Here is a 16,148-nt window from a genome sequence, read left to right on the forward strand (position 1 = left end):
GCTCTGGCCGATAGACCGCGGGCACGCTCTGGCCGACAGACCGCGGGTATGACTGATCAACCGGTGGCGCGCGGGCGATCCATGATCGTGACCAGCAGCAGTCCGCCGATGGTCAGCATGGTGCCGACGACCACGCGCCCGGTGATCGGCTCGCCCAGCAACACGACGCCGGCGCCGATGGTGACGATGGGTGCCGCCAGCATCAGGGGGGTGACCTGATTGACCGGGTGTCGCTGCACCAGCCAGAACATCAGGCCGTTGCCGATGATGCCGGCGGACAGCGCCGAGAACAGGCACAAGGCCAGGAATGGGGTCCAGCCATAGTCGGCGGCCGCGCTCGTGGCGGCGGGCTCGGTGATGACCGAGGCCAGCAGCAGCGGCGGCCATACCAGATTGGCGACCCAGGCTTGCAGGGGAATGGCCGGCAGGCCGCCGATCCGTCGGGACAGCACGGCGCTCAGGCCCCAGCAGAAGGTGGCGGCCAGGCACAGGCTGACGCCGTCAACATCCTCCAGCAGGCGCGGGTCGAAGGTCATGACGCCCAGTCCGAGGAAGGCAAGGCCGAGTCCCGCCCACACCGCGACGGTCGGCCGTTCGCCCAGCAGCGGCATGGCAAGCAGGGTGGCGAACGGGATCCACATCTGCAGGGTGATCGCCAGCGGCGCGATATGCTCGGCATGTGCCAGCCCCGAGTAAAGCAGGGCGAAGTGGATGGGGCCGCTGATCAGGCCCACCAGCAGCAGCTGGCGCCAGCGATGGCGGCTTTGCAGCAGCCACGGCGCCAGCATCAGTCCCTGCATGGCGAAACGGCTGCTCGCCGAGAACAGGGGCGGCACATGGTCGACGACCACCTTGGCGACCGTGTTGTTGAGCCCCCAAAGGGACGCCACCAGCAGGGCGAGCCCGAGGTGGCGCAGCGGCAGGGTGGTCATCAGTCGCGCTGCACGTAGGTGACGTGGCCCATTTTGCGGCCCGGCCGGGCATCGGCCTTGCCGTACAGATGCAGGCGGGCCTGCGGATCGCTCAGCAGGTCATGCCAGCGCAGCGCGTCCTCGCCGATGAGATTGCGCATCTCGACCCGGCCGACGGTATCGGTGCAGCCCAGCGGCAGACCGCAGATGGCACGGATGTGGTTCTCGAACTGCGACACCACCGCGCCCTCGGTCGTCCAGTGGCCGGAGTTGTGTACCCGTGGCGCCATTTCATTGAACAGCACCGTGTCACCGACGACGAACATCTCGACGCCCAGCACGCCGACATAGTCGAGCGCCCCGGCGATCCGGCGGGCCAGCGCCACCGCCTGCTCGGTGACGGCCGGCGACACCGTTGCCGGTACCCGCGAGACGCTGAGAATGCCGTCGTCGTGGCTGTTCTCCACCGGGCCGTAATGCGCCATGTCGCCATTCCAGCCGCGCACCACCAGCACCGAGACCTCGCGCTCGAACGGCACGAAGCCTTCGAGGATCGCCGGCACGCCGCGCAGGGCGGCCCAGGCCTCGGCACAGTCGGCGGCGGTCTTGAGCCGGGCCTGGCCCTTGCCGTCATAGCCCATGCGGCGGGTCTTCAGGATCGCCGGTGCGCCGATCTCGGCCACCGCCGCTTCCAGTTCCGCCAGCGAGGCGACGGCCCGATAGGGCGGGACACTGCCGGGCAGGGCGGCGACAAAGTCCTTCTCGCGCACCCGGTCCTGGGCGACGCCCAGGACCGTCGCCGAGGGCGCCACCAATGTCAGGCCGGCCAGCAGCGCGGCGGTGGCCGCCGGCACATTCTCGAACTCGTAGGTGACGATGTCGACGCTGGTGGCGAAGCCGGTCAGCGCCGTTTCGTCCTCGTAGGCGGCGATGGTGGTGGCGGCGGCGACGTGCGAGGCCGGCGAGTCATGCTCTGGCGTATAGATGTGGCAGCGATAGCCCAGTTCGGCGGCGGCGAGCGCCAGCATCCGGCCGAGCTGGCCGCCACCGAGTATGCCGATGGTGGAGCCGGGAGGCAGCGGTGTCATTGCGGCTGCTCGGCGACGCTATCCGTCTGGGCCTGGCGCCAGGCTGTCAGGCGCGCGTCGAGCGCCGGATCATGCAGCGCCAGGATGCCGGCGGCGAGCAGCGCGGCGTTGATGGCGCCGGCCTTGCCGATCGCCAGCGTGCCCACCGGCACCCCGCCGGGCATCTGGACGATGGACAGCAGGCTGTCCTGGCCCTTGAGCGCCTGTGATTCCACCGGCACGCCCAACACCGGCAGGGTGGTCATGCTGGCGGCCATGCCGGGCAGGTGCGCGGCCCCGCCGGCGCCGGCGATGATGACATGCAGGCCACGTTCCCTGGCTGACTTGGCATAGGTGTACAGCCGGTCCGGCGTGCGGTGGGCCGAGACGATGCGGGTTTCGTGCGCGACATCCAGTTCGGTGAGGATGCGGGCGGCATGTTCCATCGTTGCCCAGTCGGACTGGCTGCCCATGATGATACCGACCAGCGGCTGCGAGGAAGTCATTGTCGTCCTGTGCGAAGTCAAGCAAGGCGCGCACTATAACGGTGGCGTGGGCCTTGGCAACAAAACGGTAGTCAGGTGGTGAAATCAGGCGTGGGCGGCCAGTACCATCGAGGCCCGGCGTGCCAGCAGGGCCCACAGGTCGGCACGGATGGCCAGCGCCTGGGTGGCGCCGAACAGCAGGCCGCGGCGGATGGTGATGCTGTCGGCGATGGCCCCCAGATAATCGACGAGCCTCGACGACCCGGCGGGGTGAGGGGTATCGGCGCTCATCAGTGGCAGATCGCTTTTGCCGTCGCGGTCCCGGCACAGCCGGATGATGCCGTTGATCGTGTGGGCTGTCGGCTGCCAGGCCAGCGCCATGGCGATCACGGTGCCGAGCGCGCAGCCACGCCGCTCCGACAGCAGCAGGGTCTGAAGCTGCATGTGGTTGGCGCGGGCGGCGGTTTCGGCGTTCGTGAGACCGCCGATCAGGGATGGCGAGCCGACGGCGATGGCCAGGCCGTGCATGGCCTTGACGTCTGCCAGCGCCGCGCCGAGGACGGCTTCATGGTCGCTCTCGCCGGTCAGGCCGATATCGCGGCTGATAATGCCAAGGGCCGAGGCGGGCCAGCCATGGTGGGCAATCTCGAAGAAATGGGCGAAATCGGCGATCAGCGCGGTCAGCACCGGCCATGAGAGATCGCCGAGCCGGGCAAGATAGCTGGGTGCGGCCGCCGGGTCGGCGTGGATGCCGTCGACGAAGCAGCGCGCGAAGCCCTGCGCCGACTCTTCCGTCCGCGCCGCCTCGATCCAGTGCACAACGCTGGCGCGTGTGTGCCTGTCCGTGTTGGCGGGCCCAGCCATCGCCCTTAGATCCCTGATTCCCATCGTTCCCCTCATCCGGGCAACGGTAGTGCGGGAGTATTTAAAACGGGTTTAACGAGCGCGGCCACGCCGGCGCATCAGGCCGGCGCCAACCAGGCCCGCGCCCAGCAACGACAGGCTCGCCGGTTCGGGAATCTCGTCCGTCACCACGGTGATATGGCCGGCATAGACCGGCAGGTGGACCTCGCCGTTCTGCAGGAAGGTGTTGACCACCACGCTGCCGTTGAGGGCGTTGTTGTTGGTCACCGTGGCGTTGGGTGCCAGCACCGAGCCCCAGAACTCGGTGTTGAAGGTGAGCGAGGTGGCGTCGTAGAAGTTCCAGATGACGTTGGCCGCCGCCGCTTTGAGCGCCGCGCTGCCGCCGAGGAAATTCTCGTTCTCCGTGATCGTGCTGCCGCCGACATTGATGACAACCGTGGTGGCGCCATCGAGGGCGAAGCTGATCTCGTTGATCGCATTGAAGAAGCTCTGGCCGTCGGCGATGTTGAACACCGTCAGGCCGTCTACCGCCGAGGCCGACGAGAAGGTCGCCTTGCCGCTGGCGATGGTCGCGGTCGAGGTGGCGGCGATGCCTGCCAGCTGGCTGGTGAACTCCAGCATCGTCGGTGCGTGGTTCTCGATCACCGGAATGCTGACCAGCGCGCCGGTGGTGACACTGCCGCCCTGGACATGGTAGCCGGGCGCAATGGCGCCGCCGATGACCGCCGAGCTGCCACTGTTGAGGTTGACGTGGGTGGCGACGTTGCCGCCGACCGTCAGCACGCCGCCGCCCATGTTGGTCTGCGAGCCCGTCATGCTGCCGCCGATGGTGACGTTGCCGCCGGTGCCGTTCATGTTGAAATTGGCGGCCGACGAGCCCCCCACCAGCACTGAACCGCCGTTGTTGATCTGGTAGTTGCCCGAGCCGACCGAGCCGGCCACGGTCAGTGCCGGCAGGGCCAGGCCGTCGCTGACCTGGTTGCCCCGGATGTAGAAATTCTCGGCGCTGCCCGAAATGTTGCCGCCGACATAGGTGCGCCCCTCCACCTCATGACCGGTGGTCAGGTCGCCCAGCACGATGAGGTTGTACGCCCGCATCAGGTCCTGGGCGTCGATGGCGCCGGCGTGGGCTGTGCCGGGCAGGGTGGCGCCCGACAGGGCGGTGAGGGTCAGCAGACCTGCCAGCAACGGCTTCATGCGCGACATTGGCGACCTCGTGAGTGGGCAAATGCGATCAGCGCCCGGCCGCAGAAATGAGCGGGGCTCGAAAGTCATAACGGATATGTATTAATATCGCGTGAATAAAATGACGCGCCTGAACTCAACTCGTCGCATTTGTCTTCCGGCCAGGAGCGTACCGCCGGTTGTCCCGGTGCCCCGCCACGGTCCGGCCGCGGCGGGGCGCGCGTCAAACGCCGGCCGTCAGGTGTCGAGGAAACTGCGCATCTTGCGCGAGCGGCTGGGGTGCTTGAGCTTGCGCAGCGCCTTGGCCTCGATCTGGCGGATACGTTCGCGGGTCACCGAGAACTGCTGGCCGACTTCCTCCAGCGTGTGATCGGTGTTCATGCCAATGCCGAAGCGCATGCGCAGCACGCGCTCCTCGCGCGGGGTCAGGCTGGCCAGCACCCGCGTCACCGTTTCCTTCAGGTTGGAGTGGATGGCGGCATCGACCGGGATGACCGCGTTCTTGTCCTCGATGAAGTCTCCCAGGTGCGAATCCTCCTCGTCGCCGATCGGCGTTTCCAGGCTGATCGGCTCCTTGGCGATCTTCATCACCTTGCGGACCTTCTCCAGCGGCATGGACAGGCGCTCGGCCAGTTCCTCCGGCGTCGGCTCGCGGCCGATTTCGTGCAGGATCTGCCGGCTGGTGCGCACCAGCTTGTTGATGGTCTCGATCATGTGCACCGGAATGCGGATGGTGCGGGCCTGGTCGGCGATCGAGCGGGTGATGGCCTGCCGGATCCACCAGGTGGCGTAGGTCGAGAACTTGTAGCCGCGCCGATACTCGAACTTGTCGACCGCCTTCATCAGGCCGATGTTGCCTTCCTGAATAAGATCAAGGAATTGCAGGCCACGGTTGGTGTATTTCTTGGCGATCGAGATCACCAGGCGCAGGTTGGCTTCCACCATTTCCTTCTTGGCGATGCGCGCCTCGCGCTCGCCCTTCTGGACCATGGTGACGATGCGGCGGAATTCCTCCAGATCGACGCCGGCTTCCGAGGCCAGCTCGGCGATCTGCAGGCGGATGTTCTCGACCGCCGTGCGTTCGGCGCGGGCGAAGGATTCCCAGTGCTTGCCGAGCCCGCCAACGCGCTCCAGCCAGCCTTCCTCCAGTTCGTTGCCCATATACTCGTCGAGGAACGCCTTGCGATTGATCTTGTGGCGTTCCGCCAGACGCAGCACCTGGCCACCCAGCGACAGCACCCGCCGGTTGAGGCTGTAGAGCTGGTCGACGAGGAACTCGATCTTGTTGTTGTTGAAGTGGACGCTTTCCACCAGCGCGGTCAGCTCCTCGCGCAGCTTCTGGTACTTGCGCTCGTTGGCCTGGCCGAAGTCCTCGCCCTTGTGCATCGCTTCCAGCCGCTGTTCCTGCAGCTTGGCGAACTTGCGGTGGGAGGTGGTGATGAGGGCGAACTTCTCCAGCGCCTGGGGCTTGAGCACCTCTTCCATCGCGGCGAGCGAGAGGGTGTTGTCCTCTTCCTCCTCCTCGAAGGTCTGGCGTGGCGCCCGGCGCTCGGTGTAGTTGTCCTCGTCCTCGTCGGCGGGCTGTTCTTCTTCCTCTTCCTCGTCTTCCTTGTAGGCGACGGTCGGCAGGTCGGAATCAGTGCCTTCACCGCCTTCCACCTGCGCCTCTGTCGGCTCCTTGCCGAGCATGGCGTCGAGGTCGAGGATTTCACGCAGCAGCATGCGGCCGTTGTTCAGCGCTTCCGACCACTCGATGATGGCCTTGAAGGTCAGCGGGCTTTCGCACAGGCCGGCGATCATGGTGTCGCGGCCGGCCTCGATGCGCTTGGCGATGGCGATTTCGCCCTCGCGGGACAGCAGTTCCACCGCGCCCATCTCGCGCAGGTACATGCGCACCGGATCATCGGTGCGGTCGAGCGCGGTTTCCTTCTTCGGCGCGGCAACGAATTCCTGAGCCTCGTCGCCTTCGGCCGGGGTGTCGATCTCGGCGACCGGCTCCTCGGCCTCGGCATCTTCCGGGTCGTCGCCGTCGATGACGTTGATGCCCATCTCGGAGAGCAGGGACATGATGTCCTCGATCTGCTCGGACGACATGCTTTCCTGGGGCAGGTTGGCGTTCAGTTCGTCGTAGGTGATGTAGCCGCGTTCCTTGGCCCGCGCGATCATGCGCTTGACCGAGGCTTCGTTCATGTCAATGAGCGGGGCGTCGCTGTTTTCTTCGGTCGCTTCTTCCGACACTTCCGCTTCCTGACGTTTCACCATTGCTGCCTTGTCCTTATGTTGGCCGGGGCCTCAGGCATCGAGCGCATTCGCCAGGTCCGCCAGCTCGCGCCTGGCCAGTTCGCGGTCCTGGGTGATTCGCTGCAACCGATACCAATCGTCCTCGTTCTGATTCGCACGGTAGGTCGCCGCCGCCTCGCCGCACTCGGTATCCAGTGCGTTGATGCGAGTAACGCTCTGAAGAACAAGCGAAAAATCGCGCTCGCACCGGGCGGGGTCAAGGCCCGTCCGGGTGAACGTGAATTTAGGCTTGGGACGTGCGCGTATCGTGGCGACCAACCGTTCAAATCCCTCGCTCGCTAATGTGTTGTCGAGTCGGGCCTTGTCAAGGCATGGGTCGTGAATTGATTCGTCGAGCATGCGTGCCCACAGCCGGGCCAGCTCGGGATCGTCGATGGTCAGTCGCTCCAGTTCCTCGTGATGGCGGTCCAGCCAGTCAGGGTGTTCGAGCAGGCCGACCACCAGCGCGTCGACGATGGCCGGCGGCAGGGCCGGCGTGAGGTTGCGCTCCACCAGCAGCTTGGTGCCGGCGAGCACCCGGGGCTGGCTGGCGCGATAGCCGCCACGCGGGCCGCTACCCCATTGGCCGCCAGCGCGCGGGTTGCGCGCGCCGTTGCGGCCGACCAGCTGGTCGAAGCGTTCCAGCAGTTCCTGGCGGTAGAGCGACTGCACGGTGCCGTGGGCGATATCGCCGGTGCGGTTGAGCAGGGTCTGGCGCAGGGCGGCGCGGCCCTCGGGCGTCGCCAGACTGGCGGCCTGGACCTCGGACTGCCACAGCAGGTCCACCAGTGGCTGGGCGCCCTCCAGCAGCCGTTCCAGCGCCGGCGCGCCACTGCTTTTCACCAGGTCGTCGGGGTCCTGGCCCGCGGGCAGGGTGACGAAGCGCAGGCTCTTGCCCGGCTCCAGCAGCGGCAGCGCGCGCAGGGCCGCGCGCAGCGCGGCGCGCTGGCCGGCGGCGTCGCCGTCGAAGCAGAGCAGGGGCTCCGGCACCAGCCGCCACAGCCGCTGGATATGGTCCTCCGTCAGCGCGGTGCCCAGTGGCGCCACCGCCGCCTCGAAGCCGGCCTGGGCGAGCGCGATGACGTCCATGTAGCCCTCGACCACCAGCAGCCGCTCGCTCTTGCGGGCCGGCCCCGAGGCCAGGTCGATATTGTAGAGCGTGCGCCCCTTGTCGAACAGCGGCGTGTCCGGCGAGTTGAGGTACTTTGGCTGACCGTCACCGAGGATGCGGCCACCGAAGGCAATGACCCGGCCGCGACCATCGCGGATCGGGAACATCAGCCGGCCGCGGAAGCGATCATAGGGCGTCTTGTCGTCCACCGCGATCAGCAGGCCGGCCTCGATCAGCAGCGCCTCCGAGGCGCCCTTGGCCAGCAGCGCGGTCTTGAGGCCGTCCCGGCGGTCCGGCGCGAAGCCCAGGCCGAAGCGGCGCACCGTTTCAGGTCTGAGGCCCCGGCGCTCGACATAACTTCGGGCTTCACCACCGGCGATGCCCTGCAGCTGCTCGGCGAACCAGGCCTGGGCCGCCGTCATGACCTCCACCAGGCCGCCCAGCCGCTCGGCGCGCACACGGTCCTCAGGGCTTTCGCGCGGCATCTCCAGTCCGGCCTCGGCGGCCAGCTGCTCCACCGCCTCGCGGAACGAGCGCCCCTCGGCCTCGCACAGGAAGCGGATGACGTCGCCATGGGCGCCGCAGCCGAAGCAATGATAGAAGGCCTTCTCGTCGTTGACGTAGAAGCTCGGGCTCTTCTCGTTGTGGAACGGGCAGCAGGCCTTGAACTCGCGGCCGGCCCGCACCAGCCGCACCTTGCGACCGACCACGGTGCTCAGCGGCACCCGGGCCCGGATTTCGTCAAGGAAGACGGGGCTGATGGTCATCGTCGCGCGGTCAGGCCCCCAGTGCCGCCTTCACCAGCGCGCCGGCGCGGCCCATATCGATCTGGCCGGCGAACCTGGTCTTGAGCGCGCCCATGACGCGGCCCATGTCCTTGGCCGAAGTGGCGCCCAGCTCGGCGACCAGGCCGGCGATCGCGGCCTTGGCCTCGTCCTCGCTCATCATCGCCGGCAGGAAGCGTTCAATAATGGCGATCTCCGCCTTCTCGCCGTCCGCCAGTTCCTGACGGCCGCCCTTCTCGTACATCTCCACCGATTCGCGGCGCTGCTTCACCATCTTGGTCAGCACCTCGATGACCATCTGGTCGTCGTCCACCGGCGCCGTCGCCGTGCGCAGTTCGATGTCGCGGTTCTTGATGGCGGCCTGGGCCATGCGCAGGGTGGAGACGGTCTTTTCGTCCTTGGCCTTCATGGCATCGACCAGCGCCTGCTTGATCGCGTCGCGGATCATGCGGGGAAGCTCCTTTTGAGCCGTGTTGCGGGGAAGCCTTTAGCATAGCCGCGCGGGCGCCGGTTTTCAATCGAAATAAAAATACCAACCCATTGAAATAAAAGGGGAATTTATATATCTTTCTTTTCTTGACAGGGGGCGGGCGCCTCACTAGAAGCGCCGCAATTTGCCCGGCCCCAAGCGTTCGGGTAAACCCCGACAACGCCAAACCTGAGGAGGTGCACGGTGCCCCAAACGCCCGCCGACACCAAGCCCCTGAGCGCGACCACCGGCGCGAGTGCCAGCGCGACCGATCTCACACCGCCGCCGGGCGCGACCGCCGTCCTGGTGCTGGCCGATGGCACCCTGTTCTGGGGTCGCGGCGCCGGCGCCACGGGCGAGAAGGTGGGCGAGGTCTGCTTCAATACCGCGATGACCGGCTATCAGGAGATCATGACCGATCCGTCCTATGCCGGTCAGATCATCACTTTCACTTTTCCCCATATCGGCAATGTCGGCGCCAACGCCCAAGACATCGAGGCGCTGACGCCCTATGCCCTGGGCTGCGTGCTGCGCCAGGACATCACCGCGCCGGCCAACTTCCGGGCCGAGCGCGGCTTCGATGACTGGCTGAAAAGCCATGGCCTGATCGGCATCTCCGGCGTCGACACCCGTCGGCTGACCCGGCTGATCCGCCAGCAAGGCGCCCCCAACGGCGTGCTGGCGCACCATCCCGACGGCGTGTTCGACGTGCCGGCGCTGATCGCCCGGGCGCGTGCCTGGCCGGGGCTTGAAGGCATGGACCTCGCCAAGGAGGTCTGGACCCGTCAGACCACGAGCTGGGACGAGACGCTGTGGGCGCTGGGCGCCGGCTATGGCCGGCAGGCCGCGCCGACCCGGCACATTGTCGCCATCGACTACGGCATCAAGCGCAACATCCTGCGCAACCTGGCCTCGGCGGGTGCGCGGGTGACGGTGGTGCCCGGCGACTCCTCGTTCGCGGACATCATGGCGCACAACCCGGATGGCATCTTTCTCTCCAACGGCCCCGGCGATCCGGCGGCGACCGGCGAATATGCCATTCCGGTGATCCGCCAGCTGATCGAGACCGGCAAGCCGGTGTTCGGTATCTGCCTTGGCCACCAGATGCTCGGTCTGGCCGCCGGCGCGCGGACCTACAAGATGCACCAGGGCCATCGTGGCGCCAACCACCCGGTCAAGGACCTGGAGACCGGCAAGGTCGAGATCACCTCGATGAACCACGGCTTCGCGGTGGACGCCGAGACGCTGCCGGCCAACGTCAAGGCGACGCACGTGTCGCTGTTCGACGGCACGCTGTGCGGCCTGCGCTACCTCGACCGGCCGGTGTTCTCGGTGCAGCACCACCCGGAGGCATCGCCCGGGCCGCAGGACAGCTTCTATCTGTTCCGTCGTTTCATGGATGCCGTGGAGGCCGGACAATGAGCAGTGTGATCGTCCCGCAGGACATGCTGGAGCAGGAATGGGAAGCCGATGACGAGGTGCTGGAAAACCTCGCCAACAACGGCGACCGGCCGTCGGCGATCCGCTGGGTCGATGTGATCTTCCGGGGCGACCCGGCGGCGCTGGACGCGCTGGCCGAGACGCTGCTCGATGACGGCTGGCAAGTCGCCGAGACGGAAGAGGACACCGACGGCGAGTGGACCATGGAGGCCCGGCGGCGCCAGAGCGCCGAGCGCGCGGCGATTCATGATCTCACCCGCACCTGCCTGGGGTTCGCGATCGCCCACGGCGTCGAATACGACGGCTGGGGCACCGTGGCCACCGACGAGGATGACGCGTGACGCGCAGGCTCACCAACGATCCGGCGGAGATGGTCGCCATCGGTCTGGAACGCCTCGGCGTGCTGGCGACCGACGGCAACGATCTGACGCGCCCGCGCCTGACCACCCACAGCTTCTCCGGCCATGCCGACGCCATCGACCAGGTGGCGGTGGCGTTGCGCCATGCCGGCTTCGCCACCGAGATCGACGACGACGACGCCCGTGACGTCAGCGCCCAGGCGATGACCGTGACCGACGAACCCTGGCTGCGCGAGGCGATGGTGATCCTCTGCCGCGTCGCCGACCGCTTCGGCGTGACCTATGAAGGCTGGGAGGCACTCGCCGACCAGTCGCATACCTGATGAACGAGAACAGCCCCCATGCCCAAACGCACTGACATTTCCTCGATCCTCATCATTGGCGCCGGCCCGATCATCATCGGCCAGGCCTGCGAGTTCGACTATTCGGGCACCCAGGCCTGCAAGGCGCTGAAGGCGGAGGGCTACCGGATCATCCTGGTCAACTCCAACCCGGCCACCATCATGACCGACCCGGAGCTGGCCGACGCGACCTACATCGAGCCGATCACGCCCGAGATCGTCGCGCGCATCATCGAGAAGGAGCGCCCCGACGCGGTGCTGCCGACCATGGGCGGGCAGACCGCGCTCAACACCGCGCTGGCGCTGGCGCAGGACGGCACGCTCGACAAGTTCGGCGTCCAGCTGATCGGCGCCAACGCGGAAGCCATCGACAAGGCCGAGGACCGGCTGAAGTTCCGCGAGGCGATGGACAAGATCGGGCTGGAAAGCGCCCGCAGCCGGGTCGCCCACTCCCTGGCCGAGGCGCTGGACGCACTCGATCATGTCGGCCTGCCGGCGATCATCCGTCCGAGCTTCACCATGGGTGGCACCGGCGGGGGCGTGGCCTACAACAAGGAAGACTTCATCCGCATCGTAGAGGGTGGTCTCGACGCCTCGCCGACCACCGAGGTGCTGATCGAGGAGTCCCTGCTGGGCTGGAAGGAATATGAGATGGAGGTGGTCCGCGACCGCGCGGACAACGCCATCATCATCTGCTCGATCGAGAATATCGACCCGATGGGCGTCCATACCGGCGACTCCATCACCGTCGCGCCGGCGCTGACGCTGACCGACAAGGAATACCAGATCATGCGCAACGCGAGCATCGCGGTGTTGCGCGAAATCGGTGTGGAAACAGGTGGTTCCAACGTTCAGTTCGCGGTTAACCCGAAGGATGGCCGACTGATCGTCATCGAAATGAACCCGCGCGTCAGCCGCTCGTCGGCGCTCGCCTCGAAGGCCACCGGCTTCCCGATCGCCAAGGTCGCGGCCAAGCTGGCGGTCGGCTACACGCTGGACGAGATCATGAACGACATCACCGGCGTGACCCCGGCGTCGTTCGAGCCGACCATCGATTATGTCGTCACCAAGATCCCGCGCTTCGCCTTCGAGAAGTTCAAGGGCGCCGAGCCGCTGCTCACCACCGCGATGAAGTCGGTGGGCGAGGTGATGGCCATCGGCCGCTCGTTCCAGGAATCGGTGCAGAAGGCGCTGCGCGGCCTGGAGACCGGACTGACCGGCTTCGACGAGGTGGCGCTGGCGGACGACAGTCTCGACACCCTGGAGGCGGAACTGGCCCGGCCGACGCCGGACCGGCTGCTGGTCATCGCCCAGGCGCTGCGCGCCGGGCTCAGCGTCGAGCGGGTGCACCAGATCACCAGCTACGAACCGTGGTTCCTGCGCCAGATCGAGGAGGTCATACAGGCGGAAAAATCCATCAAGGACAATGGGCTGCCGGGCGATGCTCAAGCCCTGCGCCAGCTCAAGGCGATGGGCTTCTCCGACAAGCGGCTGGCCGCGCTCGCCGGCCTCGACGAGGCGGCGGTGGCGGCCGCCCGGCGCGCCCGGGGCGTGACGCCGGTGTTCAAGCGCATTGACACCTGCGCTGCCGAGTTCGAGGCCCGCACGCCTTACATGTACTCGACCTACGAGGCGCCGGTGTTCGGCGAGGCCGAATGCGAAAGCCAGCCGACGGGCGCCACCAAGGTCGCCATCCTCGGTGGCGGCCCCAACCGCATCGGCCAGGGCATCGAGTTCGACTACTGCTGCTGCCATGCCTGCTTCGCGCTGACCGACGCCGGCTACGAGACCATCATGGTCAACTGCAATCCGGAAACAGTCTCGACCGACTACGACACCTCCGACCGGCTTTATTTCGAGCCGCTGACCCAGGAGGACGTGATCGAGCTGCTGCGGGTGGAGCAGCGCCGCGGCACGCTCAAGGGTGCCATCGTCCAGTTCGGGGGGCAGACGCCGCTCAAGCTCGCCCAGGCGCTGGAGGATGCCGGCATTCCGATCCTCGGCACCTCGCCGGACGCCATCGACCTCGCCGAGGACCGCGAGCGCTTCGCGGCGCTGGTCGAGGAACTCGGCCTGCGCCAGCCGGCCAACGGCATCGCCCGCTCGCGGGAAGAGGCGATCGCCGTGGCCGAACGGATCGGCTATCCGGTGCTGATCCGCCCGTCCTATGTGCTGGGCGGCCGCGCCATGGAGATCGTCGAGACCACGGCTCAGCTGGAAACTTATATCAGGGAAGCCGTGCAAGTCTCTGGCACATCACCGGTTTTGATCGATCAGTATCTGCGCGACGCGATCGAGTGCGACGTTGACGCGCTGGCCGACGGCACGGACGTGTTCGTCGCCGGCGTGATGCAGCACATCGAGGAGGCCGGCGTGCATTCCGGCGACTCCGCCTGTTCGCTGCCGCCCTACAGCCTGCCGGCCGCGGTGATCGCCGAGCTGAAGGCACAGACCGTCAAGCTGGCGCTGGCGCTTCAGGTGCGCGGCCTGATGAACGTGCAGTATGCCGTGAAGGATGGCGTGGTCTACCTCATCGAGGTCAACCCGCGCGCTTCGCGCACCGTGCCGTTCGTCGCCAAGACGGTGGGCATTCCGATTGCCAAGATCGCGGCCCGCATCATGGCCGGCGAGAGCCTGGCGAGCTTCAATCTGGTCGAGGCGACCCCCAGGCATATCGCGGTGAAGGAGGCTGTGTTCCCGTTCGCCCGCTTCCCCGGCGTTGATCCGGTGCTTGGGCCGGAGATGAAGTCCACCGGCGAAGTCATGGGCCTGGATACGGATTTCGCCCACGCGTTCGCCAAGAGCCAGCTCGGCGCCGGCACCCGTCTGCCGGCCGATGGCACCGTGTTCGTCTCGGTGAAGGATCATGACAAGCCGGTCATCATCGAGCCGGTGCGCAACCTGCTGGCGATGGGTTTCCGGGTGGTGGCGACCGGCGGCACCGCCGATTACCTGGCGGAACAGGGGCTGGCGGTGGAGCGCGTCAACAAGGTGGCGCAGGGCCGGCCGCACATCGTCGACCTGATGAAGGACGGCAAGATCCAGCTGGTGTTCAACACCACCGAGGGCGCCCAGGCGCTCAAGGACAGCTATTCGATCCGTTCGACCGCGCTCTATGGCAAGGTGCCCTACTTCACCACCGCCGCGGCGTCGGTGGCGGCGGTGGAGGCGATTCAGGCTTTGCGGCAGCGCACTCTTGATGTGCGGTCCCTGCAAGCCTACAATTTGTGAACCGAAGACTGGACTCCCCGGCGTGCCCGGTTCCCAGACGACGTCATCCCGCCGTGGACGGCCCTTGGCCGCCCGCCGGTGGATTATTCTGTGTGTGAGCCATCAGGAGCGTGAATATGGCCACCCTTGAGAAGCTGCCGATGCTGGCCGAAGGTTTCGAGGCCCTGCAGGCGGAGCTGTACAAGTTGAAAGCCGTCGAGCGACCGGCGATTGTCGAGGCGATCGAGGAAGCCCGGGCCCATGGCGATCTCTCGGAGAACGCCGAATATCATGCGGCCAAGGAACGGCAGGGCCAGATTGAAGCGCATATCGCCGAGCTGGAGGATCGCCTCAGCCGTGCCCAGGTGATCGACCCCAAGCGCCTGTCGGGCGACAAGGTGGTGTTCGGCGCGACCGTCACCCTGCTCGACGAGGACGACCGCGAGGTGGTTTACCAGATCGTCGGTCCGTATGAGGCCGATGCCAAATCGGGCCGCATTTCCTATTCGTCGCCGCTGGGCAAGGCGCTCATCGGCCGCAAGGTCAGCGACGAGGTGGAAGTGGTGACTCCCTCGGGCGATAAATATTACGAGATCGCCAAGCTTGAGTTCAAATGAGGCGCGATCGTGCTGATCGCCGCCTCCGGCGACCATAGCGCGGCGTTGTGAACGTCGCCCTCAGGCCGGAGGACATGCCGCCCGCGCCGGTGACACGATTCATCGTGTCGTCCTGCGCGCTGGTGGCGATTGGCCAGGTGTTCCTGCCAATGCCGCTGGAGGCCCTGGTTATCCGTGCGCTGGCACTGGTGCCGGCTCATCTGTCGGCCTCGCCGCTGTCCATGTCGCCGACCCTGCTCACCTCGCTGTTCGTGCATGGCGGCTGGTTTCATCTGCTGGTCAACATGATGTTCCTGTGGCTGATCGGCCGGCCGGTGGAGTGGGTGCTGGGTTCCCGTCGCTACCTGTTGCTTTATCTGGTCACCGGCATTGCCGGCGGCGCGCTCCAGGTCGCCCTGGAGCCGGCGTCGACCTTGCCGGTGGTGGGAGCCAGCGGCGCGATATCCGGCGTACTGGCGGTCTATGCGGTGCTGTTCTCGCGCAGCCGGGTGGCGGGCGCCGAGGTGCTGGGGATGCGGCTGCCCGGCCGCTATCTGCAACTGCTGTGGTTCGCGGCGAGCTGGATCGGCATTCAGGTGATGGCCGGCATGGCCTTCAACAGCGAGACCGGCGGCATCGCCATTGGCGCGCACATCGGCGGCTTTCTCGCCGGATTGCTGCTGATCGCGCCATTGCTGCGGCCGAGGGCCGACGACTAGGCCGCCATCGGCATGGTAAAGGCTCCTTAACCACAGGGGCTTATAGCGAGGCCAACCGGTGAACGGTCACGGCCACGACTGACACACGCATGTCATCGCCCGCGGCTAGGGTTCACCACCACTGGAGTGAACCATGCGCTTTGCCAATTCCATCGCCCAGCCGGGCCTGACCCGGGTCGCCGGCAAGCTGCTCAAGGACATCGGCGCCGTTGACCGGGACTCCGCCCGCGTCGCGCTCGCCGGGCGTCTGGGCGCCTACGCGATGACCGCGAACGCCATCGAGACCGCGCTCGATCGCCATTTCCCGCGCGTCTGAGGCGCTCTGA

General features: G+C 66.8%; 15 protein-coding genes. 7 read left to right on the forward strand and 8 right to left on the reverse strand.

All coding sequences use genetic code 11. From position 1 onward, the window contains the following. Positions 1 to 56: 56 nt before the first annotated feature. The 8 genes from ABU113_RS03500 to ABU113_RS03535 all read right to left on the reverse strand — a co-directional run bounded on the left by ABU113_RS03500 (position 57) and on the right by ABU113_RS03535 (position 9,136). Positions 57 to 932: a DMT family transporter gene (locus tag ABU113_RS03500; protein WP_454558094.1), complete on the reverse strand. Its 876-nt coding sequence runs from the start codon at positions 930 to 932 to the stop codon at positions 57 to 59. Continuing rightward, positions 932 to 1,999, reverse strand: coding sequence for a 5-(carboxyamino)imidazole ribonucleotide synthase (locus ABU113_RS03505; RefSeq protein ID WP_454558095.1), 1,068 nt, complete (start codon positions 1,997 to 1,999; stop codon positions 932 to 934). Before ABU113_RS03505 ends, ABU113_RS03500 begins: the two co-directional genes overlap by 1 nt. Further along, a complete protein-coding gene (purE, locus tag ABU113_RS03510) occupies positions 1,996 to 2,484 on the reverse strand; it encodes a 5-(carboxyamino)imidazole ribonucleotide mutase (protein ID WP_454558096.1) in 489 nt (162 codons plus the stop codon). The genes ABU113_RS03505 and purE overlap by 4 nt, the downstream gene beginning before the upstream one ends. A gap of 84 nt (positions 2,485 to 2,568) precedes the next feature. After that, a complete protein-coding gene (locus ABU113_RS03515; protein WP_454558097.1) occupies positions 2,569 to 3,327 on the reverse strand; it encodes a DUF6975 family protein in 759 nt (252 codons plus the stop codon). A 72-nt stretch (positions 3,328 to 3,399) separates the two neighbouring features. Further along, positions 3,400 to 4,524 (reverse strand): collagen-binding domain-containing protein, encoded by a 1,125-nt coding sequence (locus tag ABU113_RS03520; protein ID WP_454558098.1) that lies wholly within the window; start codon positions 4,522 to 4,524, stop codon positions 3,400 to 3,402. 225 nt (positions 4,525 to 4,749) lie between these two features. After that, positions 4,750 to 6,774 carry an RNA polymerase sigma factor RpoD gene (rpoD, locus tag ABU113_RS03525; RefSeq protein ID WP_454558099.1) on the reverse strand — a complete coding sequence of 675 codons (2,025 nt, stop codon included), beginning with the start codon at positions 6,772 to 6,774 and terminating at the stop codon, positions 4,750 to 4,752. A gap of 30 nt (positions 6,775 to 6,804) precedes the next feature. Next, positions 6,805 to 8,670 (reverse strand): DNA primase, encoded by a 1,866-nt coding sequence (dnaG, locus tag ABU113_RS03530; RefSeq protein WP_454558100.1) that lies wholly within the window; start codon positions 8,668 to 8,670, stop codon positions 6,805 to 6,807. A gap of 10 nt (positions 8,671 to 8,680) precedes the next feature. Next, positions 8,681 to 9,136 carry a GatB/YqeY domain-containing protein gene (locus ABU113_RS03535; protein WP_454558101.1) on the reverse strand — a complete coding sequence of 152 codons (456 nt, stop codon included), beginning with the start codon at positions 9,134 to 9,136 and terminating at the stop codon, positions 8,681 to 8,683. A 255-nt stretch (positions 9,137 to 9,391) separates the two neighbouring features. On the opposite strand from ABU113_RS03535, the gene carA reads away from it, so the two are divergent. The 7 genes from carA to ABU113_RS03570 all read left to right on the forward strand — a co-directional run bounded on the left by carA (position 9,392) and on the right by ABU113_RS03570 (position 16,138). Then, positions 9,392 to 10,579: a glutamine-hydrolyzing carbamoyl-phosphate synthase small subunit gene (gene carA, locus ABU113_RS03540; RefSeq protein WP_454558220.1), complete on the forward strand. Its 1,188-nt coding sequence runs from the start codon at positions 9,392 to 9,394 to the stop codon at positions 10,577 to 10,579. After that, positions 10,576 to 10,938: a ribonuclease E inhibitor RraB gene (locus ABU113_RS03545; RefSeq protein WP_454558102.1), complete on the forward strand. Its 363-nt coding sequence runs from the start codon at positions 10,576 to 10,578 to the stop codon at positions 10,936 to 10,938. Before carA ends, ABU113_RS03545 begins: the two co-directional genes overlap by 4 nt. Further along, positions 10,935 to 11,279, forward strand: a complete 345-nt coding sequence (locus tag ABU113_RS03550; protein ID WP_454558103.1) for a ribonuclease E inhibitor RraB — start codon at positions 10,935 to 10,937, stop codon at positions 11,277 to 11,279. Before ABU113_RS03545 ends, ABU113_RS03550 begins: the two co-directional genes overlap by 4 nt. Before the next feature lie 18 nt (positions 11,280 to 11,297). Then, a complete protein-coding gene (gene carB / locus ABU113_RS03555) occupies positions 11,298 to 14,528 on the forward strand; it encodes a carbamoyl-phosphate synthase large subunit (RefSeq protein ID WP_454558104.1) in 3,231 nt (1,076 codons plus the stop codon). A gap of 116 nt (positions 14,529 to 14,644) precedes the next feature. After that, complete coding sequence (gene greA / locus ABU113_RS03560) at positions 14,645 to 15,124, forward strand: transcription elongation factor GreA (protein WP_454558105.1); 480 nt, start codon at positions 14,645 to 14,647, stop codon at positions 15,122 to 15,124. Between the two features lie 47 nt (positions 15,125 to 15,171). Next, positions 15,172 to 15,822: a rhomboid family intramembrane serine protease gene (locus ABU113_RS03565; protein WP_454558106.1), complete on the forward strand. Its 651-nt coding sequence runs from the start codon at positions 15,172 to 15,174 to the stop codon at positions 15,820 to 15,822. A gap of 133 nt (positions 15,823 to 15,955) precedes the next feature. Beyond that, entirely contained in the window at positions 15,956 to 16,138 is a 183-nt protein-coding gene (locus ABU113_RS03570) for a hypothetical protein (protein ID WP_454558107.1), read from the forward strand. Positions 16,139 to 16,148: the final 10 nt, after the last annotated feature.

Origin of the sequence: Parapedomonas caeni, assembly GCF_041060555.1 — a bacterium.
Lineage (GTDB): Bacteria > Pseudomonadota > Alphaproteobacteria > Sphingomonadales > Sphingomonadaceae > CAUJIW01.